Annotated in this window: 28 protein-coding genes; 11 read left to right on the top strand and 17 right to left on the bottom strand. The window is 72.1% G+C overall.

Features of this window, described 5'->3' with window-relative positions:
- Nucleotides 1-143 precede the first annotated feature (143 nt).
- Nucleotides 144-1,028 (top strand): alpha/beta hydrolase family protein, encoded by an 885-nt coding sequence (locus OG299_RS19020; RefSeq protein WP_327362087.1) that lies wholly within the window; start codon nt 144-146, stop codon nt 1,026-1,028.
- Here the strand turns inward: OG299_RS19020 and OG299_RS19015 are convergent.
- The gene (locus OG299_RS19015) at nt 953-1,327 is read right to left on the bottom strand and encodes a hypothetical protein (RefSeq protein ID WP_323179041.1); all 375 of its coding nucleotides are present in this window, start codon (nt 1,325-1,327) and stop codon (nt 953-955) included. The two genes, OG299_RS19020 and OG299_RS19015, sit on opposite strands and share 76 nt — an antisense overlap.
- Before the next feature lie 226 nt (nt 1,328-1,553).
- Between OG299_RS19015 and OG299_RS19010 the strand changes: the two genes are divergently transcribed.
- Nucleotides 1,554-2,411, top strand: coding sequence for a helix-turn-helix domain-containing protein (locus OG299_RS19010; protein WP_327364550.1), 858 nt, complete (start codon nt 1,554-1,556; stop codon nt 2,409-2,411).
- Nucleotides 2,408-2,593, top strand: coding sequence for a DUF397 domain-containing protein (locus OG299_RS19005; RefSeq protein ID WP_327362086.1), 186 nt, complete (start codon nt 2,408-2,410; stop codon nt 2,591-2,593). The genes OG299_RS19010 and OG299_RS19005 overlap by 4 nt, the downstream gene beginning before the upstream one ends.
- A gap of 20 nt (nt 2,594-2,613) precedes the next feature.
- On the opposite strand, the gene OG299_RS19000 is transcribed toward OG299_RS19005, so the two are convergent.
- The gene (locus tag OG299_RS19000; protein ID WP_327362085.1) at nt 2,614-3,057 is read right to left on the bottom strand and encodes an RICIN domain-containing protein; all 444 of its coding nucleotides are present in this window, start codon (nt 3,055-3,057) and stop codon (nt 2,614-2,616) included.
- Nucleotides 3,058-3,185: 128 nt separating this feature from the next.
- On the bottom strand, nt 3,186-3,683 hold the full coding sequence (locus OG299_RS18995; RefSeq protein WP_266627147.1) for an SRPBCC family protein: 498 nt from the start codon (nt 3,681-3,683) through the stop codon (nt 3,186-3,188).
- Nucleotides 3,684-3,746: 63 nt separating this feature from the next.
- Between OG299_RS18995 and OG299_RS18990 the strand changes: the two genes are divergently transcribed.
- Nucleotides 3,747-4,328 carry a TetR/AcrR family transcriptional regulator gene (locus OG299_RS18990; RefSeq protein ID WP_266627145.1) on the top strand — a complete coding sequence of 194 codons (582 nt, stop codon included), beginning with the start codon at nt 3,747-3,749 and terminating at the stop codon, nt 4,326-4,328.
- Nucleotides 4,329-4,335: 7 nt separating this feature from the next.
- Here the strand turns inward: OG299_RS18990 and wrbA are convergent, their stop codons facing one another.
- Nucleotides 4,336-4,956, bottom strand: a complete 621-nt coding sequence (wrbA, locus tag OG299_RS18985; RefSeq protein WP_266627143.1) for an NAD(P)H:quinone oxidoreductase — start codon at nt 4,954-4,956, stop codon at nt 4,336-4,338.
- Between the two features lie 101 nt (nt 4,957-5,057).
- On the opposite strand from wrbA, the gene OG299_RS18980 reads away from it, so the two are divergent.
- Nucleotides 5,058-5,672: a TetR/AcrR family transcriptional regulator gene (locus tag OG299_RS18980; RefSeq protein ID WP_327362084.1), complete on the top strand. Its 615-nt coding sequence runs from the start codon at nt 5,058-5,060 to the stop codon at nt 5,670-5,672.
- Between the two features lie 100 nt (nt 5,673-5,772).
- Nucleotides 5,773-7,410: a PKD domain-containing protein gene (locus OG299_RS18975; RefSeq protein ID WP_327362083.1), complete on the top strand. Its 1,638-nt coding sequence runs from the start codon at nt 5,773-5,775 to the stop codon at nt 7,408-7,410.
- A gap of 81 nt (nt 7,411-7,491) precedes the next feature.
- Here OG299_RS18975 and OG299_RS18970 read toward each other — a convergent pair whose 3' ends face one another.
- Together OG299_RS18970 and OG299_RS18965 are read right to left on the bottom strand one after the other, a co-directional pair.
- Complete coding sequence (locus tag OG299_RS18970; protein WP_327362082.1) at nt 7,492-7,992, bottom strand: DUF4232 domain-containing protein; 501 nt, start codon at nt 7,990-7,992, stop codon at nt 7,492-7,494.
- Nucleotides 7,993-8,233: 241 nt separating this feature from the next.
- Nucleotides 8,234-9,517: an adenylosuccinate synthase gene (locus OG299_RS18965; RefSeq protein WP_266627135.1), complete on the bottom strand. Its 1,284-nt coding sequence runs from the start codon at nt 9,515-9,517 to the stop codon at nt 8,234-8,236.
- A gap of 184 nt (nt 9,518-9,701) precedes the next feature.
- Here OG299_RS18965 and OG299_RS18960 point away from each other — a divergent pair, with 184 nt between their 5' ends.
- Nucleotides 9,702-10,496, top strand: coding sequence for a diacylglycerol kinase family protein (locus tag OG299_RS18960; RefSeq protein ID WP_266633364.1), 795 nt, complete (start codon nt 9,702-9,704; stop codon nt 10,494-10,496).
- Nucleotides 10,497-10,578: 82 nt separating this feature from the next.
- On the opposite strand, the gene OG299_RS18955 is transcribed toward OG299_RS18960, so the two are convergent.
- Nucleotides 10,579-11,073: a GbsR/MarR family transcriptional regulator gene (locus OG299_RS18955; RefSeq protein WP_327364549.1), complete on the bottom strand. Its 495-nt coding sequence runs from the start codon at nt 11,071-11,073 to the stop codon at nt 10,579-10,581.
- Nucleotides 11,074-11,148: 75 nt separating this feature from the next.
- Here OG299_RS18955 and OG299_RS18950 point away from each other — a divergent pair, with 75 nt between their 5' ends.
- Entirely contained in the window at nt 11,149-12,093 is a 945-nt protein-coding gene (locus tag OG299_RS18950; protein WP_327362081.1) for an ABC transporter ATP-binding protein, read from the top strand.
- On the top strand, nt 12,090-13,664 hold the full coding sequence (locus OG299_RS18945) for an ABC transporter permease (protein WP_327362080.1): 1,575 nt from the start codon (nt 12,090-12,092) through the stop codon (nt 13,662-13,664). The genes OG299_RS18950 and OG299_RS18945 overlap by 4 nt, the downstream gene beginning before the upstream one ends.
- A gap of 7 nt (nt 13,665-13,671) precedes the next feature.
- On the opposite strand, the gene OG299_RS18940 is transcribed toward OG299_RS18945, so the two are convergent.
- The 7 genes from OG299_RS18940 to OG299_RS18910 all read right to left on the bottom strand — a co-directional run bounded on the left by OG299_RS18940 (nt 13,672) and on the right by OG299_RS18910 (nt 21,245).
- On the bottom strand, nt 13,672-14,868 hold the full coding sequence (locus tag OG299_RS18940) for a cytochrome P450 (RefSeq protein ID WP_266627130.1): 1,197 nt from the start codon (nt 14,866-14,868) through the stop codon (nt 13,672-13,674).
- A 59-nt stretch (nt 14,869-14,927) separates the two neighbouring features.
- A complete protein-coding gene (locus OG299_RS18935) occupies nt 14,928-15,587 on the bottom strand; it encodes a response regulator (RefSeq protein WP_266627128.1) in 660 nt (219 codons plus the stop codon).
- Nucleotides 15,584-16,945: a sensor histidine kinase gene (locus tag OG299_RS18930; protein WP_266627126.1), complete on the bottom strand. Its 1,362-nt coding sequence runs from the start codon at nt 16,943-16,945 to the stop codon at nt 15,584-15,586. The genes OG299_RS18935 and OG299_RS18930 overlap by 4 nt, the downstream gene beginning before the upstream one ends.
- Before the next feature lie 87 nt (nt 16,946-17,032).
- Nucleotides 17,033-17,713 carry a response regulator gene (locus OG299_RS18925; protein WP_266627124.1) on the bottom strand — a complete coding sequence of 227 codons (681 nt, stop codon included), beginning with the start codon at nt 17,711-17,713 and terminating at the stop codon, nt 17,033-17,035.
- Entirely contained in the window at nt 17,710-19,011 is a 1,302-nt protein-coding gene (locus OG299_RS18920) for a sensor histidine kinase (RefSeq protein WP_327362079.1), read from the bottom strand. The genes OG299_RS18925 and OG299_RS18920 overlap by 4 nt, the downstream gene beginning before the upstream one ends.
- A gap of 22 nt (nt 19,012-19,033) precedes the next feature.
- Nucleotides 19,034-20,227, bottom strand: a complete 1,194-nt coding sequence (locus tag OG299_RS18915; protein WP_327362078.1) for an acyltransferase family protein — start codon at nt 20,225-20,227, stop codon at nt 19,034-19,036.
- Entirely contained in the window at nt 20,220-21,245 is a 1,026-nt protein-coding gene (locus OG299_RS18910; RefSeq protein WP_327362077.1) for an alpha/beta hydrolase, read from the bottom strand. The genes OG299_RS18915 and OG299_RS18910 overlap by 8 nt, the downstream gene beginning before the upstream one ends.
- A gap of 229 nt (nt 21,246-21,474) precedes the next feature.
- Here OG299_RS18910 and OG299_RS18905 point away from each other — a divergent pair, with 229 nt between their 5' ends.
- Nucleotides 21,475-21,999 carry an HIT family protein gene (locus tag OG299_RS18905; protein WP_266627116.1) on the top strand — a complete coding sequence of 175 codons (525 nt, stop codon included), beginning with the start codon at nt 21,475-21,477 and terminating at the stop codon, nt 21,997-21,999.
- A gap of 73 nt (nt 22,000-22,072) precedes the next feature.
- Here the strand turns inward: OG299_RS18905 and OG299_RS18900 are convergent, their stop codons facing one another.
- The 3 genes from OG299_RS18900 to OG299_RS18890 all read right to left on the bottom strand — a co-directional run bounded on the left by OG299_RS18900 (nt 22,073) and on the right by OG299_RS18890 (nt 23,961).
- Complete coding sequence (locus OG299_RS18900; RefSeq protein ID WP_327362076.1) at nt 22,073-22,675, bottom strand: LysE family translocator; 603 nt, start codon at nt 22,673-22,675, stop codon at nt 22,073-22,075.
- Nucleotides 22,676-22,850: 175 nt separating this feature from the next.
- Nucleotides 22,851-23,327, bottom strand: a complete 477-nt coding sequence (locus tag OG299_RS18895; RefSeq protein WP_327362075.1) for a MarR family winged helix-turn-helix transcriptional regulator — start codon at nt 23,325-23,327, stop codon at nt 22,851-22,853.
- Nucleotides 23,320-23,961 carry a DJ-1/PfpI family protein gene (locus OG299_RS18890; protein WP_327362074.1) on the bottom strand — a complete coding sequence of 214 codons (642 nt, stop codon included), beginning with the start codon at nt 23,959-23,961 and terminating at the stop codon, nt 23,320-23,322. The genes OG299_RS18895 and OG299_RS18890 overlap by 8 nt, the downstream gene beginning before the upstream one ends.
- A gap of 200 nt (nt 23,962-24,161) precedes the next feature.
- On the opposite strand from OG299_RS18890, the gene OG299_RS18885 reads away from it, so the two are divergent.
- Nucleotides 24,162-25,544, top strand: coding sequence for an aspartate aminotransferase family protein (locus tag OG299_RS18885; protein WP_327362073.1), 1,383 nt, complete (start codon nt 24,162-24,164; stop codon nt 25,542-25,544).
- Nucleotides 25,545-25,597 lie beyond the last annotated feature (53 nt).

Here is a 25,597-nt window from a genome sequence, read left to right as displayed (position 1 = left end):
ACCGGGCGGGCGGGGCTTCGGCCCCGTCCGCCCCTGCACATTCCGTCCCTGGCCGCCGCCCACCACGGACGGTCCTGTTCCGGCCTGATACGGTCCCGCTCTGCCGGAACACCAGTCCCACGCGTTACCGAGAGGTTGAGCCGATGACGGACCCCGCAGTCGAACGGGACGCCGCTGAGGCCGCCTCGGCCTTCTCCCACCCGCCGGTCGCCCCCGACGCGACCGGGTCGTACGGGGACCACCCCGACCAGGTGATCGACTTCTACGTCCCGCGCGGCGCCGCCGCGACGGGCGCGGCCCCGCTGGTCGTGGTCCTGCATGGCGGTGCCTGGCGGGCCCCGTACGACCGGCACCACATCACCCCGCTCGCGGACTTCCTGGCCCGCCGGGGTTTCGCCGTCGCCAACGTCGAGTACCGGCGCGGCAGTTCCCTGCCCCGCCAGAACGCCGAGGGCCACGTGGCCGGCCGCTGGCCGGAGACCTTCGACGACGTCGCCGCCGCGATGGACGCCCTCCCGGGCCTGGCTTCGGCCCACCTCCCGCAGGCCGACCCCCGCCGTACGGTCATCACCGGCCACTCGGCGGGCGGCCACCTCGCCCTGTGGGCGGCAGCCCGGCACGTCCTGCCGCCCGAGTCCCCGGCCGCCTGGAGGCTGCCTTCCCCGCCGCTGCTGCGCGGCGTGGTGGCACTGGCCCCCATCGCGGACTTCGTGGCCGCGGAGGAACTGGGTGTGTGCGGGGGTGCGTCCGCGCAGCTGCTGGGCGGCGCCGACCAGTGGGCGGAGCGCCTGCCGTTCGCGGACCCGGCGGCCCTGCTGCCGACCGGGATCGCCACGACCGTCGTCCACGGCCGGGAGGACATCGTGGTCCCGCCGGAGGTGGCCGAGTCGTACGTGGCCGCCGCGGCGAAGGCCGGGGAGACCGTGGGCCTGACCCTGCTGGACGGCGTCGGTCACTTCCCGCTGATCGACCCGGCGGCGGACGCCTGCGCGGTGGTGGCCGAGGAGATCTCGCAGCTGGCCTGGTAGAGGCCGGCGGCCCGGTACAGCAGCAGGGCGTGCACGAACCGGTCCTCCCGCCTCGGCGGACACCGCCAAGCCAGCGGCCAGGCGCCGTCGAGGGCCGGGACGGGGATGTAGGTGGTCCGGCGCGGCCCTGACGCGAGCCGCGTGAAGCCCGGTGGCCAGATCCGGTACGCGGCACTCCCGACGGGGATCAGGAAGTACACGGGCCGCTTCCCGTTGGCCTGCACGACGATCGGCCCGGGGTCACCGCCAGTGAGCGTGACGAGGAGGTCGGCCAGGTCGCGCCCCATGTCACCGTCCACACGTACAGCGTCAAATAGCACTCCCGCCTTGCGAATTCCGATTCCGGTGGACGGAATCCAGCTGGGCGTGCGGGAGTTGGGCGCGTGACTTTCAGTGTTCATGGCCCCAGCGTGATGGCTCAGGTCTACCGTTTTCTACGTCTCGGACTTGATAGGTGAGAAGTCTGGGAGGGCGCGCGATGCGCTGGAGACCATTTGAGTTCGTTTCGGTTCGGGGGTGTTCACCATGCCGAAGGCCGGCGCCAACAAGGACAAGGAAAACGACAACGAAGACGAGCGACCGACGACGTCGTACGTCGCGGAGATCGCCCGCATCCTCCGGCTGGAGAAGAAGCTGACGCAGGTGGAGGTGGGGGAGATGACCGGCTACACCGGCTCGGCGATCAGCGCCATGGAGACGGGTGCACAGCCGGTGAGCGACAAGATGCTGGTGGGCCTGGAGGTGGCGATCGGCGACCGCCGCGGCTTCTTCGAGACCGCGCGGAAGTACGTCCTGATGGAGAAGTACCCGGTCCGCTTCCGGAAGTTCTCGCAGGTGGAAGCCGAGGCCCTGATGCTCTCCTCGTACCAGACGATGGTGATGGACGGCCTGTTCCAGACGGAGTCGTACGCCCGGGCGGTGTTCAAGGGCAGCTATCCGCCGGTGTCCGACACCAGGGCGGAGGAGCTCGTCGAGGCCCGGATGGCGCGTAAGGCGCTGTTCGATCGCGACCCGATCGCGATGCTCGAACTGATCGTCGAAGAAGGGGTTCTCGAGCGTCCGTACGGGGGCTGGGACGTCCAACGGGGGCAGCTTCTGTCGCTCGCGGAGGATGCCCAACGCGACAACGTATCGGTGCAGGTCCTGTCCAAGCACCGGGGCCTGAAGGGCTCCCACGCGGGCGAGCGCGGCCCGATGAAAGTGGTGGAAACCGGGGATCACCAACACGTCGTCTACATGGAAATCAACGACGAGGGCATCCTCATCAGTAACCCGGCAAAGGTGTCCCGACTGGCGCAGCGGTATGCGAAGATCCGCTCGCAGGCACTGAGCCCCGATGAATCTCTGGAACTCATCCAGCGGTTGGCAGGAGAACGGAAATGAGCACCAGCACCCTGCAGTGGTTCAAGTCGAGCTACAGCGACGGCGGTGGTGGGGACTGTGTCGAGGTGGCCGCCTGCCCGCACGCCGTGCACGTCCGGGACTCCAAGGACCTCGCCGGCCCGACCCTGGCCGTGGCTCCCGCGGCCTGGGCCGACTTCGCGGGCTGGGCCGCGGGGGCGTAAGGGCCGGTGGCCGGAGCCGGCTACTGCACGAAGTCCCAGGTCTGGCCGCTGGTCACACCGCACCGCGCCATGATGACCCAGCCCCGCTCGACCGTCAGGCAGTGGCCGTCGCCGTCGTTGACGAGGCCTTGGCGTTCCTCGTTCCACTTCTGACCGCGGCTGCCGTCGCAGTCGGCGAGGACCACTTCTTCGTAGTCGGCGCTCGCCAGGCAGGCTCCCGTCACGGAGCTGCGGATGGTCACGTGATCGGGGCTGTACCACCGCTGTCCCGGGGAGCTGCTGCAGCCGTACACGGCGACGTCGTGGTCGCCGTTCCACTCCAGGCACACGTTCAGCTCGGAGTTGACCAGCTCGAAGCGGGAGGCGTCGATGGCCCGCGGTGTCGGCACTGCCGCCTGCGCGGCCGTGGTGGTGAGCGCGACCGTGGTGAGTACCGCGAGGGTGCGGAGGGTTTTGGTGAGCACACCCGAGTTGTAGGGCGGCGCTGATCGCCGGGGAAGGCGGACCGGCCCCGTGCTCACCCGACCGGGCGGCCAGGTTCACTCGACCCGCTCCGCCGCGCTCGGCGACAGGTCCCCGACTTCCCCACGCCTCAGCGGGTTGCCAGCGCGGCCAGGGCGCGCAGGAAGCGCACGTACGGCGACCAGCGTGCCGGGCGGGCCACCCTGCCCGTGCAGGCGAGCTCGGCGCGGTCGAGGCCGTCCTCCAGGCAGGCGTCGTGCAGGGGCCGGAAGGCCAGTGGCCAGGTGATGCGGGCCAGGCCGCGCGGGGACATGGAGAGGGTGTGGTGCAGCCGGGTGCTGTCCGGGCCTGCGGGCAGCACGGCCAGCTCGTGGTGGCCGTGGAACCCTCGTGGTCCGGTGAACTCGAAGCGGATCCAGCGCCCGGGCGCGTACCCGGCCACGGTGTAGCGCACCGGCCCGTGGCCCCCCGTCGCACCGGGGCCCAGCGGGCGGTCGAACTCCATCGGGGACCAGTCCCGGCCCGGCCACAGCAGGTCGTCGTCCCCGCTCGCCAGGGTGTCGATGAGTGCACCCACCTCGCTCCCCTTCGCGGGCAGCAGGCGCTCGTGCACGTTGTGGACGCCCATGCGTCCTCCCCTCACCATTATTAGAGACGGCTCTCTAATAAATTGGAGAGTACTCTCTGATTCATGGCGCGACCACCCCGCTTCGACACCGACCAGCTCCTCGACGCCGCCGTCCGGCTCGCCGCCGCCGGAGGGCCGGCCGCCGTGACCATGTCGGCGGTCGCCCAGGCCGTCGGCGCGCCGAGCGGATCGGTCTACCACCGCTTCGCCGGGCGTACGGCGCTGCTCGCCGAGGTGTGGCTGCGGACCGTGGAGCGGTTCCAGCAGGGCTACTTGGCCGTGCTCGCCGCCGAGGCCGATCCTCGCCGCGCGGCGCGCGCCGGCTCCCGGTACGTGGTGGGCTGGAGCCGGGAGAACACGGAGGAGGCCTGCCTCCTCCTCTACGGCGCCGCCGACTTCGGGCGCGCCGACTGGTCCGAGGGGCACACCGCGCGGGCCGACGCCGGCAACGGCCGGGTGTTCGCCACCCTGGGCGGCCTCGCCGGGGCGCTGGGCGCCACGGACGAGCAGGCCCGGGACCGGGTCGCGGTGGCCCTGGTCGACCTGCCGCTCTCCGTGGTCCGCCGCCACCTGCGCGCGGGGGCGCCCCTGCCGCGGCACGCCGAGGACCTCGCCGAGGAGTGCACGGCGGCCCTCCTGGGCTAGGCCTGGGCTAGGCCGTCTCGACCTGGTTGGCGGTGGCGGCCAGGCGGGCGGCGAAGGTGGCCAGGCGCTCGCCCTGGTAGCGGGCCGCGGTCAGGGTCTCCTCGCTGACGGCGCCGCTGCTGGCCGGGTGCGAGGTGCCGTACGGGTTGCCGCCGGCGCCGAAGACGACCGGGTTGGTGAAGCCGGGCGAGACGATGACCGAGCCCCAGTGGTGGAACGTGTTGTAGAGGGCGAGCAGCGTGGACTCGTTGCCGCCGTGCGCGTTGTGGGCGCTGGTGAAGCCGGTGGCCGGCTTGTCGGCGAGGGCGCCCTGCTGCCAGAGGCCGCCCGTGGTGTCGAGGAACTGCTTCAGCTGGCCCGCGATGTTGCCGTACCGGGTCGGCGAGCCGATCGCGTACGCGTTGGCCCAGACGAGGTCGTCCAGGGTGGCGACCTCGACGTCCTCGGTGTCCTCGACGTGCCGGCGCCAGGCCGGGTTGGAGTCGATGGCCGCATCGGGGGCGAGCTCGGGCACCCGGCGCAGGCGGACCTCGGCGCCCGCCTTCTCGGCGCCTTCGGCCACGGCCTTCGCGAGCTCGTGGACGTTTCCGGTGGAGGAGTAGTAGACGACCGCGACCTTGGCGCTCATGGTGAGGACCTCATCTGTAAGTGGATTGCTATCCGGTTCGATGGGTGCGAGTAAAGCGGATAGTCATCCGCTTGGCAAGGGGTGTCCGGTAGCCTCTGGGTATGAGCCGCATCGAACTCCCGGTCACGGGACAGGCCCCGCCCGAGCGCGCGGACGCCGCCAGGAACCGGCGGAAGATCCTGGACGCGGCCGCGCGGCTGGTCGCCGAGCAGGGGCCGGACGCCGTGACCATGAACGCCGTCGCCCATGCCGCGTGCATGGGGGTCGGGACCGTCTACCGCCGCTTCGGCGACGTGAGCAGCCTGCTGTTCGCGCTGCTCGACGATGACGAGCGGCGCTTCCAGGAGGCCTTCATGAGCGGGCCGGCTCCGCTCGGCCCCGACGCGCCGCCCGCGGTCCGGCTGCGCGCCTTCCTGCACACCCTGGCCGAACGGCTCGTCGAGCAGCGTGCCGTGATGGCCGTGGCCGAGGCCGCGTCACCGGGCGCCCGGTACGCCAGCGGTGCGTACCTGACCATGCACACGCACGTCGCGATGCTGCTGCGGCAGGCCCGCCCGGAGGCCGACGCCCCGGTCCTGGCACATCTGCTCCTGGCCCCGTTCGTCCCGAGCCTGTTCGAACACCTCACGGCCCGCGAAGTGCCGATCTCCCAGGTCAAGGCCGCAATCGACGCCCTGATCGGATTCGCACAAGAACCCTATGGATCAAGACGCTGACCGTCTGTACTCTGGCTGAGCTTTCGAACCTGTTCAAGGTTCGCACCAGACCAAGGGGGGTACGGTGCTCCGTCGCCGTGTCATGTTTTCCGCTGCCCTCGTGGCGGCGGGCGTAGGCCTCGTATCGGGGACGGCCCACGCGGCCGACCCGGTCGCGCCCGCCACTCGCGCGGTGTCCGCGCCGACGGTGGACCTGGGCAAGGCCAAGGCGGCCAACGCCCAGACCTTCTCCAGCGCTGCCGACCGTACGGTCCGTACGCCGCTGCCCGCGGGCAAGGGCAAGAGCGCCGCCGCGCAGGCCCAGGCCGCCGAGGGCAACCCGGACCTCGGCATCCACCTCAACGCCAGCGCCCACAGCGCCCACGGGCTCGACCTCGTGACCGACATCACGAGCGCCGCCGCGCCGCTGACCGTCACCGTCGACTGGGGTGACGGGACCAAGGTCGAGGCCCAGGCCTCCGGCAGCACCCAGCTCAAGCACAGCCACGCGTACGCCGAGCTCGGCGACTACAAGGTCACCGTGACGGTGGTCGACACGGCCAACCAGGTGCAGGCGGCCAACGACGTCCTGATCCGCACGGTCGGCTCCGACTTCGTCGCGCACGCGCCCACCCGGCTGCTGGACACCCGCAGCGGCACCGGTGCGGCGAGGGCGAAGGTCGGCGGCCGCAGCAGTGCCCAGGTGAAGATCAAGGGCGTCGCCGGCATCCCGGACGAGAACATCACCGCCGTGGCGCTCAACGTCACCGTCACCAACACCGTCGAGGCCGGCCACATCACGGCGTACCCCAAGGGGGGTGCGGTGCCGACCACGTCGAACCTGAACTACGAGGCCGGGCAGTCGGTTCCGAACATGGTGATCGTGCCGGTCAGCACCGACGGCTACGTGGAGCTGTTCAACGGCGGCTGGGCGCCCGTCGACCTGATCGCGGATGTGACGGGGTACTTCACCCGTTCCTCCGCCGCCGGGTACACCTCGCTGGCGCCTTCCCGGTTCGTCGACACCCGTGAGGGCCTCGGCACGTCGAAGGGCCAGGTTTCGGGCTACGGGTCGTTCGGGGTCCAGATCGCCGACCGCGGGAGCGTGCCGAAGGGCGCCACCGCCGTCGCGCTCAACGTGACCGTCACCAACCCGCAGGAGGCCGGCCACGTGACCGTCTTCCCGAGCGGGCAGTCGGCGCCGACCACCTCCAGCGTGAACTTCAGCGCCGGTCAGACCATCGCCAACTCGGTGATCGTGCCGGTCGGCGCGGACGGCAAGATCAGCATCCGCAACGGCAGCTGGAAGGGCACCGACGTCATCGTCGACGTCGTCGGCTACTACAGCCCCGACAGCAAGGCGGCGTACATGCCGCTCACCCCGCACCGGTGGCTGGACACCCGCCTGATCGAGTGGAAGGGCGGGCCGGTGCCCTCCCGCGGCTACATGCACATGGCGATCTCCCCCGATGAGCAGGGCATCGAGGGCTACGTGTTGAACACCACGGTCACCAACACCGTCAGCCCCGGCTTCCTGTCGGTCGCTCCGGACCCCAACACGCTGGACCAGTACAAGAACGGCACGGCGGTCTGGCCGGAGCGTCCGGTCTCCTCGGTGCTGAACTGGACGGCGTTCAAGACCGTTCCGAACCTGGTCCAGGCGAGCTCCGGCGAGCACGGTGTCATCGACCTCTGGAACCAGAGCTACAACAACGTGGACCTGATCGTCGACATGTTCGGGTACTACGAGTCCAAGTAGCCCGCAGGTTCTCGAAATGACGCCAAGGGGCGGTGTGCCGTAGGGCACACCGCCCCTTCGGCACTGCCGTGCGGCCGGCGCTCAGTCCGAGGCTTCCACCGGGCTTATCTCGAACATTCCGCACACCCGCAGGTTGTAGGGGATCTCCACGGCCACGCCGCTGTTCGGCGGGTAGACCTTGACGTAGGACGACGTCTGCCGGCAGTTCGGTGCAACGGACCGGCTGTTGGTGCGCATGATCGCGGTCACCGTGTCGTCGGGGCCGAGGAACACCGTGCTGATCGGCTCGCCGGTGCGGATCGCGGAGGTGCCGATCTGGTGGTGCCTGGCATCCGTGACGCTGACGCCCGGATATCCGCGCAACGCGCAGGTGTGGCCTGTGGTGTTGGTGAACAGGATCGGGTAATTGACCGATCCTCCGGCGCGTTCACGCGCGCCGATGGCCAGGTCCAGGTCGGCCACTCTGCAAGTAGGGGTGGCTGTCGGCAAGGCCGACGCCTGGGCGGCGCCCAGTGAGGCGCCGGTGGTTGCCAGGAGGGCTGCGGCAGCAAGGGCCGCGGCCCGCGGCAGGACGTTGCTCATGGCAAACTCCTGTGCGAGCTAAAGGGAGTTGCCCGCGACTGGCGCGCGACGTGTGCGCATGCCGTTGGGGGGAGAAGTGCTCGCACCCTCGCGGGGGCCCGACCGAGCGGTGCGCTCCCGCGGTTGAACAGCGCGGGCCTGATGGCACCAGTTTACCGGCCAGGGGCTCCCACGGCCTTCCGGCGGCGGACACGCCGGAGGGGCGGCGCACCACACGGCGCACCGCCCCTCCGTGGTGCTGCTACAGGAACGAGTTGATCTCGATCGTCTCGGTACGGCCGGGGCCGACGCCGATCGCGGAGATCGGGGCGCCCGACATCTCCTCGAGGGCCTTCACGTACGCCTGGGCGTTCTTCGGGAGGTCCGAGAACGTCTTGGCCTTGGTGATGTCCTCGGACCAGCCGGGGAGGTTTTCGTAGATCGGCTTCGCGTGGTGGAAGTCCGTCTGCGAGTACGGGAGCTCCTCGACGCGCTTGCCGTCGATCTCGTACGCGACGCAGACCGGGATCTGCTCCCAGCCGGTCAGCACGTCCAGCTTGGTGAGGAAGAAGTCCGTCAGGCCGTTCACGCGGGTGGCGTAACGGGCGATCGGCGCGTCGAACCAGCCGCAGCGGCGGTCGCGGCCGGTGGTCACGCCGCGCTCGCCGCCGATGCGGCGCAGGTCCTCGCCGTCCTGGTCGAACAGCTCGGTCGGGAACGGGCCGGCGCCGACGCGGGTCGTGTAGGCCTTGAGGATGCCGATGACGCGGCTGATCTTCGTCGGGCCCACGCCGGTGCCGGTGCAGGCGCCGCCGGCGGTCGGGTTCGAGGAGGTGACGAAGGGGTACGTGCCGTGGTCGACGTCGAGCAGGGTGCCCTGGCCGCCCTCGAACAGCACGACCTTGTCCTCGTCGAGCGCGTTGTTGAGGATCAGCGTGGTGTCGGCGACGTACGGCTTGATCTGCTCCGCGTACTGGAGCATCTCCTCCACGATCGCGGCGGCCTCGATGGCGCGGCGGTTGTAGAGCTTCGCGAGGAGCTGGTTCTTGCCCTCGAGCGCCGCTTCCACCTTCTGGACGAGGATCGACTCGTCGTACAGGTCCTGGACGCGGATGCCGATGCGGTTGATCTTGTCCGCGTACGTCGGGCCGATGCCGCGGCCGGTCGTACCGATCTTGCGCTTGCCGAGGAAGCGCTCGCCGACCTTGTCGAGGGTGACGTTGTACGGCGTGATCAGGTGCGCGTTACCGCTGATCAGCAGCTTGGAGGTGTCGATGCCGCGCTCGTTCAGACCGCGCAGCTCGGAGAGCAGGACGGCCGGGTCGACGACGACCCCGTTGCCGATGACAGGTGTGCATCCGGGGGAGAGGATGCCGGAAGGGAGAAGGTGCAGTGCATACTTCTGGTCGCCTACGACGACCGTGTGGCCGGCGTTGTTGCCGCCCTGGTAGCGCACCACATAGTCAACGGATCCACCGAGCAGGTCGGTGGCCTTTCCCTTGCCCTCGTCACCCCACTGAGCTCCGAGCAGCACAAGAGCGGGCACAGGCGTACACCTCTTCCGGATGGGGCATGTCCAAGGTCAGGGGGCGTACGACGATGTACACCGCAGGCTGAGCCGTCGGACCGGTGCCCCGGAATAGACGAAGGCCCTGGCGCAATAGCGCAAGGGCCTCTTGCACAAAGATGCTACCCGAGGAAGGACCGAGGTGTCGGCTCCAGAGCCCACCATGAGCCATGCGGGCGCGCCGGTAGGCGGCCTGCTCGTGCTCGTCGACCCGGTCGCCCGCCGTCTTGACGGCGAGTCCGTGCGGATCGCGAAGGATGTTCTGTCAGCGGGCGCGGCAGCGAAAATCTGCCTCCCGGACTCGCAGGAGGAGTTTGCGCGGGCACTTGCCCGCCGGGGTCATCGCCAGCCGGTGATCGTGGGCGACGACCGGGCGCTGGTACGGGCCGTGGGGTTGCTGTACCGGGCGCGGGGGCTGGGCGAGGGCGCCCTGTCGCTGGTCCCGGTCGGTCCCGCGGGCTCGCTGGGGCTGGCCCGGTCCCTGGGCGTGCCGCTGTCCGCGGTGGCGGCGGCGCGGACGGTGCTGGACGGGTCCGTCCGGACGTGCGACCTGCTGGTGGACGACAGCGACGGGGTGGTGCTCGGGGATCTGCGGATTCCACCCGTCCGGGCGGTGGCGCGGCCGTCCGTCTGGAGTGCGTACCGCTCGCTGGTGCGGACGCTGGTCCCGGCGGGCGCTCCGGCGGGCCGCCGGCTGCGGGTGGAGGTGGACGGGCGGGTCCTGGTGGACGTGGACCGGGTGGTGGAGGGCATCCGGGTGGTGCCGGTGTCGTCCGACGGTGTGGCGGAGGTGACGGTCCGGGTGGCCGGCGGGCCTTCGCTGCTGGCGAGGGCAGGTTCGGTGACGGTGTCGGGATCCGACTTCCGCTACCGGGCGGACGCGCTGGTGGCGGGTCCGGTCCGCCGCCGCACCTGGACGCTGCGCCCGGCGGCCTGGTCCCTGACGGTCCCCCGCTGACCCCTGTCCCCGGCGGGCCCTGCCCGCCGGGGACATCCGGCCCCGCCCGGGCAGGGCCTGGCGGCTACGGGGGCTACGGGGGCTACGGGAGGTTCAGGGTGGCCCGGTGGGCCCGCCAGCGGTCCATCAGCCCGGCCATCTCACTCTGCAGGAACTCGAAGAACTCGGCCGTCTCCGCCATCCGCACTCCCGCCGGACTGTCCGCGCCGAGCCCGGCGACCCCGTCGCGCAGCGTCTTCTCGAAGAGGGTCAGCACCTGGTCCCGCCGGGTGAACGTCGCGTACCAGAGCTCGTTGTGCAGCACGTAGCGGTCCCGCCGCGAGCCCGGCTCCCGCTCCCGGCTGATCATGGTCACCTGCGTCAGGTACGCCACCGCCCCCGACACCGCCGCCGGACTGATCTGCAGCGCCTCGCTCAGCTCCGCCGAGGTCATCGCCCCGCTGTCGCTCGCGAGCAGCTGCGCGAAGACCCGTGAGGCCATCCGCTGCATCCCCGCCTCGGTGAGCTGCGCGGCGAACCGCTCCACGAAGCGGGAGACCGCTTCCTCGCTCCGTACGTCCTGCGCCTGTGCATCCATGTCGTCCGCCACCCTCCTGACTTTATACGTTTCCCTAGCTTCACAAGTTTGTGAAAGTAGCGTACGTTCAGAATCATGACGAAGGCAATCAGCGTCGCCGGACTGCGCAAGGCGTTCGGCCGCACCCACGCACTGGACGGACTCGACCTCTCCGTGGCCACCGGCGAGGTCCACGGCTTCCTCGGCCCCAACGGCGCCGGCAAGTCCACCACCATCCGGGTCCTGCTGGGCCTGCTGCGCGCCGACTCCGGAACCGCCGAGCTGCTCGGCGGCGACCCCTGGGCCGACGCCGTGGAACTGCACCGCCGTGTCGCCTACGTCCCCGGCGACGTCACCCTGTGGCGCAACCTCTCCGGCGGCGAGGTCATCGACCTCTACGGGCGCCTCCGCGGCGGCCTGGACCGGGCCCGGCGCGCCGAGCTCGTCGAGCGGTTCGAACTGGACCCCACCAAGAAGGGGCGCACGTACTCCAAGGGCAACCGGCAGAAGGTCGCGCTCGTCGCCGCCTTCGCCTCCGAGGCCGAGCTGCTCATCCTCGACGAGCCCACCTCCGGGCTGGACCCGCTGATGGAGGAGGTCTTCCAGGCCTGTGTCGCCGAGGTGCGCGCCGCCGGGCGGACCGTCCTGCTCAGCTCGCACGTCCTCAGCGAGGTCGAGACCCTCTGCGACCGGGTCAGCATCATCCGCAAGGGCCGCACGGTGGAGACGGGAACGCTGGCCGATCTGCGGCACCTGACCCGTACGTCGATCAGCGCCGAGCTCGCCGGCCCGCCGAACGGCCTCGCGCACCTGCCAGGCGTGTACGACGTGGAGGTGCAGGGGCTGAAGGTCCGCCTCCAGGCCGACACGGACAAGCTGGACGCCGTACTGCGCTCGCTCGCCGAGTCCGGTGTGCGGTCGCTGACCTCGACCCCGCCCACGCTGGAGGAGCTCTTCCTGCGGCACTACGCCGAAGACGCGGACGACGCGAACGTGAGCGGGAACGGGACCGGGAACGTGAAGGCGGGCGTGTCGCGATGAAGAACCAGCTGGCCGGCACCGGGACGCTGCTGCGGCTCGCGCTCCGCCGCGACCGCGTGATGATGCCGGTCTGGATCATGGTCGTGGCGATGACGGTGCTCAGCCTGCCCGCCTCGCTCGAGTCGGTGTACGGGACGGCCGCCGAACGGGCCCGCCTGCTCGGCACGATGAACACCAACGGCTCGCTGCGCGCCCTGTACGGGCCGGTCTTCGGCGACTCGATCGGCGCCCTGACCGCATGGCGCGGCGGCATCTTCGCCGGGGTGCTCGCCGGGATCATGAGCCTGGTCGTCGTGGTCCGGCACACCCGCGAGGAGGAGGAGACCGGACGTCAGGAACTGCTCTCCGCCGCGATGGTGGGGCGGCGGGCGCCGCTGACGGCCGCGCTGCTGGCGGCACTGACGGCCAATGTGCTAGCCGCGCTCCTGGTGACGGGCGGACTCGCCGGGCGCGGTGCGGGCGGTGCGCTCGCCCTCGGGGTGGGCATCGGCGCCACCGGCATGCTGTTCGCGGCCCTGGCCGCCATCGCCGCGCAGCTCACCGAGAGCGCGCGGCTCGCGAAGGGGCTCGCGGGTGCACTGATCGGCGCGGCCTTCGTGCTGCGCGCCGCCGGGGACGCCGGGAGCGCCGGGGGTTCGAGCGCGCTGACCTGGGTGTCTCCGCTGGGCTGGCTGGAGCACGTACGGGCCTTCGCGGCCGAGCGCTGGTGGGTGCTCGGCCTGTTCGCAGCCGCCGTGGCGGTGCAGGTGGCGGCGGCGTACGCGCTGGCCGGCCGCCGTGACCTCGGCATGAGCTTCCTGCCGGCCCGGCCGGGACCGGCGGAGGGCCGGCTGGGCAGCGCGGGGGCGCTGGCCTGGCGGCTCCAGCGGGGCAGCCTGATCGGCTGGAGCCTCGGGTTCCTGGTGGCGGGGGTGGTGTTCGGCGGGATGACGGACGGGGCCACGCAGTTGGTCGGCGACAACGAGCGGACCCGCGAGATCATCGAGCGGATGGGCGGGCAGAGCGGTATCGCCGACGCCTTCCTCGCGACGATGGCCGGGATGCTCGGCATGGTCGCCGCCCTGTACATCGTCTCGGCGGTGCTGCGCCTCAGCGGCGAGGAGTCGGGGCAGCGCGCCGAACCGCTGCTCGCGAACGCGGTCGGCCGGCTGCGGTGGGCCGGCGGCCACCTGGCCGTGGCGTTCGGCGGCTCGGCGCTGATCCTGCTGCTGGCGGGGCTGGGCCTGGGCATCGGGCACGGCCGGGACGTGGGAGCGGCCGTCGGCGCCTGCCTGGCCCAACTCCCGGCGGTGTGGGTGATCGGCGCCCTCGCGGCCCTCCTGCACGGCGCCGCCCCGAGGTACGCGGTGGCCGCCTGGGCGGTGGCCGGGACGGCGCTGACGCTGGGCTGGATCGGCCCGGCGCTGAACCTCCCCCAGGCCGTCCTGAACCTCTCGCCCTTCGCCCACCTGCCCAAGCTGCCGGGCGCGGAGGCCGTGGCCTGGGCCCCGTTGTGTGCGCTGACCGCGCTGGCGGCGGCCCTGCTGGCGGCCGGCCTGACGGCACTGCGCCGCCGCGACCTGGCCGCGTAGGACCCCGTCAGAACTCCACGAGGAGTTCTTCCAGACCGCGGATGACGTACCCGTCCCGCCACCGAGGCTCCCGTACGAGCTTCAGGGGCGGGACGCCGTCTGCCAGCAGGGCCCCGAACGAGGCGGTCAGCTCGCGCCGCGCGAGCGGAGCGCCCAGGCAGTAGTGGATCCCGGCCCCGAAGCTCAGATGCGGGTTGTCGGCCCGTACGAGGTCCAGGGCGTCGGGGTCGTCGAACCGGGCGGGATCCCGGTTCGCGGACCCGAACAACAGTGCGACCTCGGCTCCGCGGGGGACGACCGTGTCGCCGATCCGGATGTCGTCCAGCACCCAGCGCTCGAACATCTGCAGGGGAGTGTCGTAGCGCATCAGTTCATCCACAGCTGTGGACAACTTTTCGGAATCGAGCGAGGCGCGCTGCTCGGGGTGCCGGAAAAGGGTCCACCAGCCGTTGACGGTGGTGTTCACGGTGGCCTCGTGGCCGGCGTTCAGCAGGAGCACGCAGGTGGAGATCATCTCCTGCTCGCTGAGCCGGCCCTCCTCATCGTGGGCGGCGATCAGACCGGAGATCAAATCCTCGCCGGGCTCCCCCCGTCGCTCCGCGATCAGCTCGCGCAGATACGCGCTGAACTCCACGCTCGCCCGCACCGCCCGCTGTGCGGTCTCCTCGTCCGGCCGGAGCTCGAACATCCCGCAGATGTCCGCCGACCAGGGCCGCAGCAGCGCCCGATCGGACTCGGGCACCCCGAGCAGCTCGGCGATCACCGCCACGGGCAGGGGCTCGGCGACGACGGTCAACAGGTCCCCGCCCCCGTCGGCGAGGAGCTGCCCGACCAGCTCCCGGGCGAGCCGGTCCACGGCGGGGGCGAGTTGCTCCACGGTCCGCGGGGTGAACGCCTTGGACACCAGCCGCCGCACGCGTGCGTGGGCGGGGTCCTCCAGGTCCAACAGGCCGTTCCCGTTGAGGACGTGGAACGGCTCGTGCTCCGGGGGCGGGGCCTCGCGCCCGAACTCCTCGTGCGAGAAGCGGTGCAGGTAGGTCCGGCCCAGCCGGCGGTCGCGCAGCAGCGCGCTCACATCGGCGTAGTGCGGCACCAGCCACTGCCCGGTGGCCTCGAACCACAGGGCGCGGCCCTGTTCGCGCAGCTCCCGGTAGGCGGGGTACGGATCGGCGACAAACGCGGCATCCCACGGATCAAAGCCCATCCCCGCAGCCTAGGACGTCTCCCCGCACACGGCGTGACTCGCCGTCATGTTGCGGTGGCTCACGCCGGAGTCACCAGGCGGGTCTCGTAGGCGAAGACCGCGGCCTGGGTGCGGTCGCGCAGGCCCAGCTTCACCAGGATGCGGCTCACGTGCGTCTTGATCGTGGACTCCGCGACGATGAGCCGGTCCGCTATCTCCGCGTTGGACAGTCCCTGCGCGATCAGCACCAGCACCTCCGTCTCCCGCTCCGTCAGCTCCGCGACCCCCGCCGGATCCGCGAGCTTCGGCGGGGTCGAGAGCTTCGAGAACTCGAGGATCAGCCGCTTGGTGACCGTGGGTGCCAGCAGCGCCTCACCGGACGCCACCACCCGCACCCCGTCGGCCAGCTGCCGCGCCGAGGCGTCCTTGAGCAGGAACCCGGAGGCCCCGGCCCGCAGGGCCTGGTACACGTACTCGTCGAGGTCGAAGGTCGTCAGGACCAGCACCTTCGCGTCCGTGTCGGAGGCGACGATCTCCCGTGTCGCCTCCAGCCCGTTCATCACCGGCATCCGGATGTCCATCAGCACCACGTCCGGCTGCAGCGCCGCCACCTGGGCGATGGCCTCGCGGCCGTCCACCGCCTCGCCGACCACCTCGATGCCGTCCATCGCGTTCAGCAGGACGGAGAAGCCCTCCCGGACCATCATCTGGTCATCGACGATGAGGACCCTGATCGTCATGCCGACTTCCCCGATTCCTGCCCTGACGCCTGCGCCGACTCCTGCGCCCCGTCCTGCCGTCCGCGCACCGGTATGAACACCGCCACCTCGTACCCGCCCGCCGCGGTCTCCCCGGCCGTCATCTCCCCCTCCAGCATGGCCACCCGCTCCTGCATCCCGGTGATCCCGTGCCCGGCGCCGGCCGAAGGCCGCACGTCCCCGGTCGCCGCCGCATTGACGACCCGTATGCCCAACCCGCCCAGCACGTACGAGACCTCGACCGAGGCCGCCGCCCCCGGTGCATGGCGCAGGGTGTTGCTCAGCGCCTCCTGGATGATCCGGTACGCCGACAGCTCGACGCCCGGCGGCAGCTCCCGCACCGCACCCGTGACCGTCTTCTCCACGCTCAGCCCGGCCTCCCGCACATTGGCCAGCAGCCCGTCCAGCGAGGCCAGCGTCGGCTGCGGGGCGTCCGGCGCCTCGTAGTCCGCGGAGCGCACCACACCCAGCACCCGGCGCAGTTCCGTCAGCGCCGCCACCGCGTTCTCCCGGATGGTGACGAACGCCGCCTCCAGCTCCGGCGGCGGGTTCTTCACCCGGTACGGCGCGGCCTCCGCCTGGATCGCCACCACCGACATGTGGTGGGCCACCACGTCGTGCAGCTCCCGCGCGATCGTCGTCCGCTCCTCCAGCAGCGTCCGCCGGTCCCGCTCGACGGCCGTCACCTCCTGCTGCGCGCTGACCTCCTGCTCCGCCGCCCGGCGGATGTTGCGGACCGTGACCACCAGCAGGGAAACCGCCAAGAGGAAGGCCATGGGCATGATTTCGACGGGCTCCCCCCGGCCGAGCACGAGCGGTATCGCGAGCCCCATCCCCAGGGTGATCACCCACATCCAGCCGGCCGCCCGAGGCCTGGTCCGCATCGCCGCGATGGTCACCGTGAGGAAGAAGGAGGCGAAGGCACCCGGCGACCAGGGCCACACGTCGTTGCTGGCGCCGACCACCGCGAGCACCCCGGTGGCGGCCCCCGCCGCCCAGAACGCCCCCACGGGCCGCACCAGGGTCATCAGCACCGGCGTGGCAGCGATCAGCCCCATCACGAGCGAGTTGCTCGGCGCGACGAACTCGTCGGTGCTGGTGGACGTGAGCATCACCACGAGGAACGCCAGGAGACCCACGACCGCATGCGGCAGATGGGCCAGCGACGGCCGTATCCGCTCCGGGAGCCGCCGCGTCACCGGCCCGTCCGTGCGCATCGGCGACAGCGGCCGGTACGCGAAGGCGTCCGTGATCAGATCCTGGCGCAGGCTCTGGAACAGGCCGGAGGCCATCCGGAACTCGGGTGCCCGGGGGGTCACCCGGGAGGTCGTCTCGGTCATACACACACCGTAGGTCGGCCGCCCCCTCGTCCGCGTCGCCGCTGAAGGGGATATCCCGGCCTCCCTCTCAAGTACTACCCGGGCCACTCAGTAGCCCGTCGGACGGACCAGCCCCGTCTCGTACGCGAACACCGCGGCCTGGGTGCGGTCCCGCAGGCCCAGCTTCACCAGGATCCGGCCCACATGGGTCTTCACGGTCTGCTCGGCCACGACCAGGTGCCCGGCGATCTCCGCGTTGGACAGGCCCTGCGCGATCAGCGACAGCACCTCGGTCTCCCGCTCGGTCAGCTCATCGATCCGCGCCTTCGAGGGCGCCCGCGGCGCCCCCATCCGGGAGAACTCCGTGATCAGCCGCTTGGTGATGTTCGGCGAGAGCAGCGCCTCGCCGGCGGCCACCACCCGGACCGCCTCCGCGAGCTGGTCGGCCGACGCGTCCTTCAGGAGGAACCCGGAGGCCCCGGCGCGCAGCGCCTCGTACACGTACTCGTCGAGGTCGAAGGTGGTCAGCACCAGCACCTTGACGGTGGCGTCCGGGGCGGCCGTGATGACGGAGGTGGCCTCGATGCCGCCCATCCCCGGCATGCGGATGTCCATCAGGACCACGTCCGGGCCGAGTTCGCCGACCTTCGCCACCGCGTCGGCGCCGTCCACGGCCTGGCCGACGACCTCGATGTCGGGCTGGGCGTTGAGGAGGACGGTGAAGCCCTGCCGGACCATCATCTGGTCGTCGGCGATCATCACCCTGATCGGGTCGGCCGGAGTGCTCATGCTTCTTCTGCGTCCTTCTTCGTCTCGGGATCCATGGGGAGCACGGCGCTCACCTCGTACCCGCCGCCGGGGCGCGGACCGGCGGCGAGCTCGCCCCCCAGCATGCCCGCCCGCTCCCGCATCCCCAGCAGACCGTGTCCGGCACCGTGAGAGGGCGGCGCCGGCCGGGTCGGCGCGCTGTTGGCGATGCACAGGTGCAGTTCGCGCGGCCCGTACGCGATACCGACCTCCACCCGCGAACCGGGGGCATGGCGCAGACAGTTGCTCAGCGCCTCCTGCACGATCCGGTACGCGGTGAGCTCGACGCCCGGGGCGAGCGGCCGCCGGATGCCCGCGATCTCGGTGGTGACGTCCAGCCCGGCGCCGCGCACGTTGTCCACGAGGCCGTCCAGTTCGGCGAGGGTGGGCTGCGGATGGTGCGGGTTCGCCGGATCGTCCGGCTGCTCGGAGCGCAGCACGCCCAGGACCCGGCGCAGTTCCGTCAGCGCCTCCAGGGCGTTCTCCCGGATCCCGGCCAGGTTCTCCTTGAGCTCCGCGGAGGGGTTCTCCACCAGGTGCGGGGCGACCTGCGCCTGGATGGAGATCACCGACATGTGGTGGGCGACGACGTCGTGCAGCTCGCGGGCGATCCGGTTGCGCTCCTCCAGCAGGGTGCGCTGGGCCCGCTCCTCCTCGGTGAGCGTCTCCTGCTCGACGAGCTTGCCGCGGGCCAGGCGCGTGGCCCGCAGGGCGTACCCGAGGATGCCCACGAACCCGAAGAGGATGGCCACGACCGCGACGATGGTCTGGCTGTGCGGCGGCCTGAGCACGGCCTCGGCCAGTCCGGACAGGCCGAGCGTGATGCCGATGACCCAGGCGGTCACCCGGGGCGGCACCCGCAGCGCGACCATCAGGATCAGGGGCGCGAACGTGAACGGCCCGGAGGGCGTCCACGGCCAGGACTGCCCCTGACCGACATGGTCGTGGATGGCCCAGGCGACCAGAGTCGTGGTGACGAGGCCGAGCCACCAGGCGGCGATCGGCCGGACCATGCTGAGCAGGACCGACGCGGACGTCAGCAGCGACAGCCCCAGCACGGCCGCGCCGTAGACCCCGTAGTGATCATTCAGCTGCATCCCCGTCAGGACCCCGCAGGGGATGGCCGCGTAGGTGAGGACCACATGCGGCAGCCAGGCCAGCCAGCGGGGCCGGGACATCTTCGGGAGGGGATCCCGCCTCAGGGTGAACAACTCCCGGGCCAGACCGTGCAGAAGGAAGGTGCGGTCCTCGGCGGCGGGCGGCTCGGTCTGCTGGTTCACGTCGCCCAGGCTAAGGCGGGCCCTAGACATGGCTGACTTCCTTGGCGGGGGTCATCCGGGGTCGGCGGACGGCGGCGGCCGTGGTGGCGGCCTTCGGCCGCCGGGTCTGCTCGTACGTGCGGAACGCGGCCCAGCAGACGCCCAGCGCGGCGGCGAACACCGGCAGCCACAGCAGCCGGGCGGCTATCCACTGCACGGAGTCGGGCACGGTGTGCAGCCCGGGCAGATCGAAGGGGGCCAGCAGCCCGAGGGCGGTGACGGCCATCATCGCGGTCTGGTGCCACAGGAAGATCGTCATCGCGGACAGGTTCATCAGCGCCACCTTCGCCCAGGCCCGGGGCCGCCGCATGGCCCGGTCCAGCGGCCCGCGGAGCAGCAGGGCCAGCCCGCACTGGGCCAGGCCGAAGGCGACGGCGGCCAGCGTCGGCGGGTTCAGGTTCGATATCGGCGCCCCGGGGACACCGACCATGGACGCCGGATACCCGCCCCACAGAACGAGCCCCAAGGCGGCCGCCGCGCCCCCGCCCACCAGCAGCGCGGCCGGGGTCCGCCGGGCGAACGCCCCGCGGGACCAGGCGGCGCCCAGGGTGTAGGGGACGAGCCAGCCGGCGGCCACATTGACCCAGCCGATCCACTCGGGCCCGCCGAGGCCGAACCGCCACACGTCCACGCCCGCCACCACCGCCAGCGGCCACAGCGGATGGAGCCGGGCCACGAGCGGGGTGGCGGCGGTGAGCACGGCGAAGACGAGGAGGAACCAGAGGGGGGAGAGCACGAGTTTGACCAGGGTCTGGACGGTGCCCGGTGCGGCCCCGCCGAGCAGCATCCCGCCCGCCGTGACGGCCCAGAGGACGAGTACCGCGGCGACCGGCCGGAACAGCCGGGACAGCCGCTGTCCGACCCACACCCCGTACGGGACCCCGCGCTCCCGCGCCGAGGCGTGGCCGCGGGCGGCGACATGGCCGCCGACCAGGAAGAACACGGCCAGCGTCTGGAACAGCCAGGACACCGGCGCCAGCCAGGGCAGATGGGCCAGCGGACTGGTGGTGCTCAGGCCGCCGTCGGCGGCGGTCAGGGCGGTCACCAGCCAGTGGCCCAGCACCACGCCGAGGATCGCGAAGGCCCGCAGCGCGTCCACGGTCCGGTCCCGGTCGGGCGGTGTGCCGGCGTCGATGCGGTCCGCGAGGACGGACCAGCGGGCGCGGAGCTTACGCACGGGGTACCTCCGGGGTGGTCGGGGCGGCGGTGGCCAAGGCGATGCGGGTCAGGCTGTCGAGGGACGCGGTGCCGGGCTTGAGGTAGTCGCTGTGCCCGCCGGGGCCGGCGTCGAAGGGCCGGGCCCCGAAGGCGGGGTCGACGGGGTCGGTGCCGAAGCCGATCCCGCCCAGGCGGACATGGGGGACATGGCCGATCCAGTCGGCGCCGCCGCGCCCGGCCCAGACCCGGGCGCCGGTCGGCAGTTCGGCGGCGGATCCGGCGCCCGTGCCCGGACTGCCGAACAGGGCGATGTCGGTGACCTGGGGGCCGGTGCCGGTCCGGGCGCAGACCACCGAGCCGTACGAGTGGCACAGCAGCGAGAGCCGGGCGTGGGGAGCGGCGGCCTGCCCCAAGCGCACGAGGAAAGGGCCCAGTTCGGCGGCAGCAGCATCGGCCCGGTCCGCGGTCAGGACGGTCGTGCTCACCGTGCCGGGGGTGTCGTACCCGAGCCAGGCGACCACGGCGGAGCGCGGGTGCTCGGCCTGGAGGCGCTGCTGCAGGGCGACCGCCCCGGCACGGAACCTCTGGTAGGTGTCCAGCGTGGTGTCGGAACCGGGCACCAGGACGGCGACCCGGTCGGCGGTCTCCAGATCGCCGAGCACCTCGACGGCCCGCCCCTTGCCGCGGCCGTCGAACGCGAGGAACCGGGCCGTCCCGTCGGCCCCCATGGCGCGCAGCTTCGCGGCACGGCCCGTGCGGCCGGCGTCCTGCGCCATGCGGGCCGCCTCCGCGAGGTTGGCGCGGTTGCCGGCGTACCGGTCCGGGAGCGCGGTGTGTTCGGCGAAGGCGACGGGCGCGGGCGCCGGGACGTCGGGAGAGGCGGCGGCGGACACGGGGAGGACGACGGCCGCGGCGACGAGGCCGGCCAGCAGGGTGCGACGCAGACGGCCGCGGGGGCGTCCGGCACGGCCGCCTTCGGGGCGACCTGCTGTGCGTCCTGCGGGGCGTCCTGCGGGGCGTCCTGCGGGGCGGGTCATGGCGGGTCCCTTTCCTTCGTTCGATCCGGAGGGGCTGAACTCGCGAGGGGCTGACCTCGCGTCTTCTCCGGTTCTGAAGTTAGGAATTGAGGGGCATCGTCGGCGTCCCGCTGGGGAGCGGTCTTTGCGGATAGCTCTCAGGTATGACAGGGGGAACCTGAGAGCCACGGGCGCAGCGGGCGGTCATCCCCGGGGCGGCGTCCCGCAGGCGGTCGACTAGGGTCCCGGGATGACCAACGGCAACCACGGCAACAGCGGGAACCACAACGGCAGTCGCCCCGCCGACTGGCGCAACGACCGCATCGGCAGCGCCCATCGGGGCGAGAACCCGACCGTCCTGCGCCGCCTCGACCAGGGATTCGCCGTGATCGGCGACCGGCAGTTCCTCCCCGGGTACGCGGTGCTGCTGACCGACGACCCGTCGGTGACCCGGCTCTCGGACCTGCCCCGGGCGCGCAGGACGGCGTACCTCGCCGACATGGACCGGCTCGCCGAGGCCGTCGAACGGGCCTGCCGCCGGCTCGACCCCGCCTTCCGCCGGGTGAACATCGAGATCCTGGGCAACACCGACCCGTACCTGCACGCCCACATCTGGCCGCGCTACGAGTGGGAGCCCGCCGACATGGTCCGGATGCCGGTGTGGCGGTACGAGCAGGAGGAGTACTGGAGGGGGAGCCGGTACGAGCTGGCGGACCGGCACGACGCACTGCGCGTCGCCATCGGGGAGGAGCTGGACCGCCTGCCCGAGGGCTGACGCCCACGGGCAACGCGCCGGCCGTACGCTGCGAGTGCTACGGCTCCGGCGGCTCTTACGGCTCCTGTCGCTCCTACGGCGTCGTCGCCACGCGGATGCCGAAGCCGATCAGGACCACGCCCGTCGCCCGGTCCAGGACGCGCCGCACGCGCGGCCGGGCGAAGAAGCGCCGGGCGCGCGAGAGGACGTACACGTACGTGCCGAGCCAGGCCACCGTCAGGGCGAGGTGGATCAGGACGAGCAGCGCCATGCCGGTGGCCGGCCGGAGGCCGGACGGCGCGAGGGCGGGCAGCAGGCCGGTGTAGAAGACGGCGATCTTGGGGTTGAGGGCGTTGCTGACCAGGCCGGTCCGCCAGGCGCTGCCCGCGGAGCCGCGCACGGCGGCCGGCTCCGCGCCCGGCCGGCGCAGGGAGCAGACGCCGAGGAAGCAGAGGTACGCGGCGCCCGCGAGCTTCACCGCCAGGTACACCTCGGCCGAGGCGGCGAGCAGCGCGGCGAGTCCGGCGACGGTGAGGGCGCCCCACAGGAGCAGCCCGGCGGTGATCCCGGCGACGGTGCGCAGCCCGTCGGCGCGGCCGCGGGAGACCGCGCGCTTCGTCACGACGGCCATGTCGGGGCCGGGGACGAGGGTGAGCAGTGCCAGGACGCCGGTCGCGGTCAGGAGTTGCGTGAGCACGCGGCTCAGTCTGCCACCAGGGGCTCCGCGAGCGGTTCGACGAGGGCCGCCGCGCCGGCGGGGGGCCGGGTCCTGGCCGGGGCTGGTCCAGTACGCGCGGGCGCCGATGATCTCCCCGTCCTGCACGCTCCCGGGGGAGACGCAATCCGGGGCGGCGGCCGTCCGCCGCCCCGCATCACGTGTCGGCCAGCAGCGTGTCCACGGCCTTCGTGAGGCGGTCCAGGACCTCGACCGTTTCCGCGAAGGCGGCCTCGCCCAGTTCATCGGCCAGGCGGGCGGCCAGGGCTGCGTGGGCCGGGGTGATGCGGGCGACCGCGGCGCGGCCCTCGTCCGTCGGGCGGAGCAGCTTCGCGCGCCGGTGGGCCGGATTCGGGACGTACTCCGCGAGGCCCTTGGCGGCCAGCAGGTCAGCGATGCGCTGGACGCTCTGCCGGGTGATGCCCATGACCCGGGCGATGCCCGCCACCGGCAGGGGCTCCTGGAGCACCGCGCCCAGCACCTGCCACCAGGCCGCGGTCAGCCCGGCGGGCCGGGCCAGCTCCTCCGAGAGCGCGAGGAACCGGCCGTTCAGCCCGAACACCCCGAGCGCGGTGCGGCTCAGCAGGTCCTGCCGGGCCCGAACCGGCAGGGGCTCCGGCGGGGAATCAGGCATCGCCGCGCTCCGCAGCCGCCATCAGGACCGGGAACGCGCTCGCGTCCGAGTCGTGGAACAGGCGGTACCAGGCGTCGAGGACGTCCGGCTTGTAGACGTTCAGCCGGGCGAAGACCTCCCGGGCGAAGGCCACCGGTTCCGTCGGGCCGGCCGTGATCAGGTCGCCGTCCGTCACGGCGTCGGCCTCGACGTACCGCTCGGCGCCCCCGTAGCCCGGCTGCTGCGCCAGGTAGACGCAGGCCGCGCTGGTGTGGCCGCGGGCGTCGAGCAGGCCCTCCCGGGCGAGGCCGGCCGTGGCCCCGCAGATCGCCGCGACCGGGACCCCGGCCGCCAGGAACTCGCGCGCCTTCGCAGCGAAGGGGGCCAGGTCGTCGCCGGAGTCCCACAGGGAGGCGCCGGTCAGGATGAGGAGCGAGGAGTCCTCGGGGGAGAGGTCCGCGAGGGCCAGGTCGGGCTGGATGCGGACGCCGCCCATGGTGGTGACGGGCGCTCCGGCGGCGAAGCCGACCGTACGGACCTGGTGGCCGCGCTGGGCCAGGTGTGCCGTGGTGTGCCCGGCCTCCCAGTCCGCGTAGGTGTCGTAGACCGCCAAGTGGACGGGCCTGGTCGTGGGAGCGGTGGGGGGAGTGGTCATCTCGTCGCCTCCTCCATCTGCACTTCATAGGGCGTGTCAGCAGACTGTCATATCGACAGTATGCTGTCAATCAATGGTCAATCAACGGTCAATCAACCCCTTCCGTGCGGACACGTGCAGACAGACTGCCGAGACCCGGCCCCCACCCGCAGACAGTCCGCCGATATCCCTTCCCACCTGCGCACTTTTAGCGTGGCCGTATGACCCCTCACGTCACCTCCGCCGCCCCCGGGGCCTCCCGCGCCGACGGCGCGGCCGTCAAGGCCGCCGACCGCGCCCACGTCTTCCACTCCTGGTCCGCCCAGGCCCTGATCGACCCGCTCGCCGTCGCCGGGGCCGAGGGGTCGTACTTCTGGGACTACGACGGCAACCGCTTCCTCGACTTCTCCTCCCAGCTGGTGAACACCAACATCGGCCACCAGCACCCCAAGGTCGTCGCCGCGATCCAGGAGCAGGCCGCGCGGCTCTGCACCCTCGCGCCCGGCTTCGCCGTCGACGTCCGCTCCGAGGCCGCACGCCTCATCGCCGAGCGGACCCCGGGCGACCTGGACAAGATCTTCTTCACCAACGGCGGCGCCGAGGCCGTCGAGAACGCCGTACGGATGGCCCGGCTGCACACCGGCCGCCAGAAGGTGCTCTCGACGTACCGCTCGTACCACGGGGCCACCGCCGCCGCGATCAACCTGACCGGCGACCCGCGCCGCTGGCCCTCCGACACGGCTGCCGCCGGCGTCGTGCACTTCTGGGGCCCGTTCCTCTACCGCTCGCCGTTCCACGCCACCACCGAGGCCGAGGAGTGCGAGCGCGCCCTCGCCCACCTCGCCGACACCATCGCGTTCGAGGGGCCGGCGACCATCGCCGCGATCATCCTGGAGAGCGTGCCCGGCACCGCCGGGATCATGACCCCGCCGGCCGGCTACCTCGCGGGCGTGCGCGAGCTCTGCGACCGCCACGGCATCGTCTTCATCCTCGACGAGGTCATGTCCGGCTTCGGCCGCACCGGCAAGTGGTTCGCGGCCCAGCACTGGGACGTCACCCCCGACCTGATCACCTTCGCCAAGGGCGTGAACAGCGGGTACGTGCCGCTCGGCGGCGTCGCCATCTCCGGCGCCATCGCCGAGACGTTCGCCACGCGCCCCTACCCCGGCGGCCTGACGTATTCCGGCCACCCCCTGGCCTGCGCGGCCGCCGTGGCGACGATCAACGCCATGGAGGAGGAGGGCGTCGTCGAGCACGCCGCCCACCTCGGCGCGAACGTGATCGGCCCGGCGCTCGCCGAGATCGCCGAGCGGCACCCTTCGGTCGGCGAGGTCCGCGGCCTGGGCGCCTTCTGGGCCCTGGAGCTCGTACGGGACAAGGAGACGCGCGAGCCGCTCGTCCCCTACAACGCGGCCGGCGGCGACAACGCGCCGATGGCCGAGTTCGCGGCGGCCTGCAAGGCCTCCGGCCTGTGGCCCTTCGTGAACATGAACCGCACGCACGTCGTCCCGCCGTGCACCATCACGGAGGCGGAGGCCAAGGAGGGCCTGGCCCTGCTGGACGAGGCGCTGACGGTCGCGGACCGGCACACCACGTCGGCCTGACGCCGGAAACCGTCCGCGTTCGATCGGTTTCAGCCGCGCTGCCTGGCCTAAGG

It is taken from the genome of Streptomyces sp. NBC_01296 (genome assembly GCF_035984415.1).
Taxonomy (GTDB): Bacteria; Actinomycetota; Actinomycetes; order Streptomycetales; family Streptomycetaceae; genus Streptomyces.
Note: the sequence above shows the minus strand (reverse complement) of the source record. Positions and strands in the feature narration are given on the sequence as shown.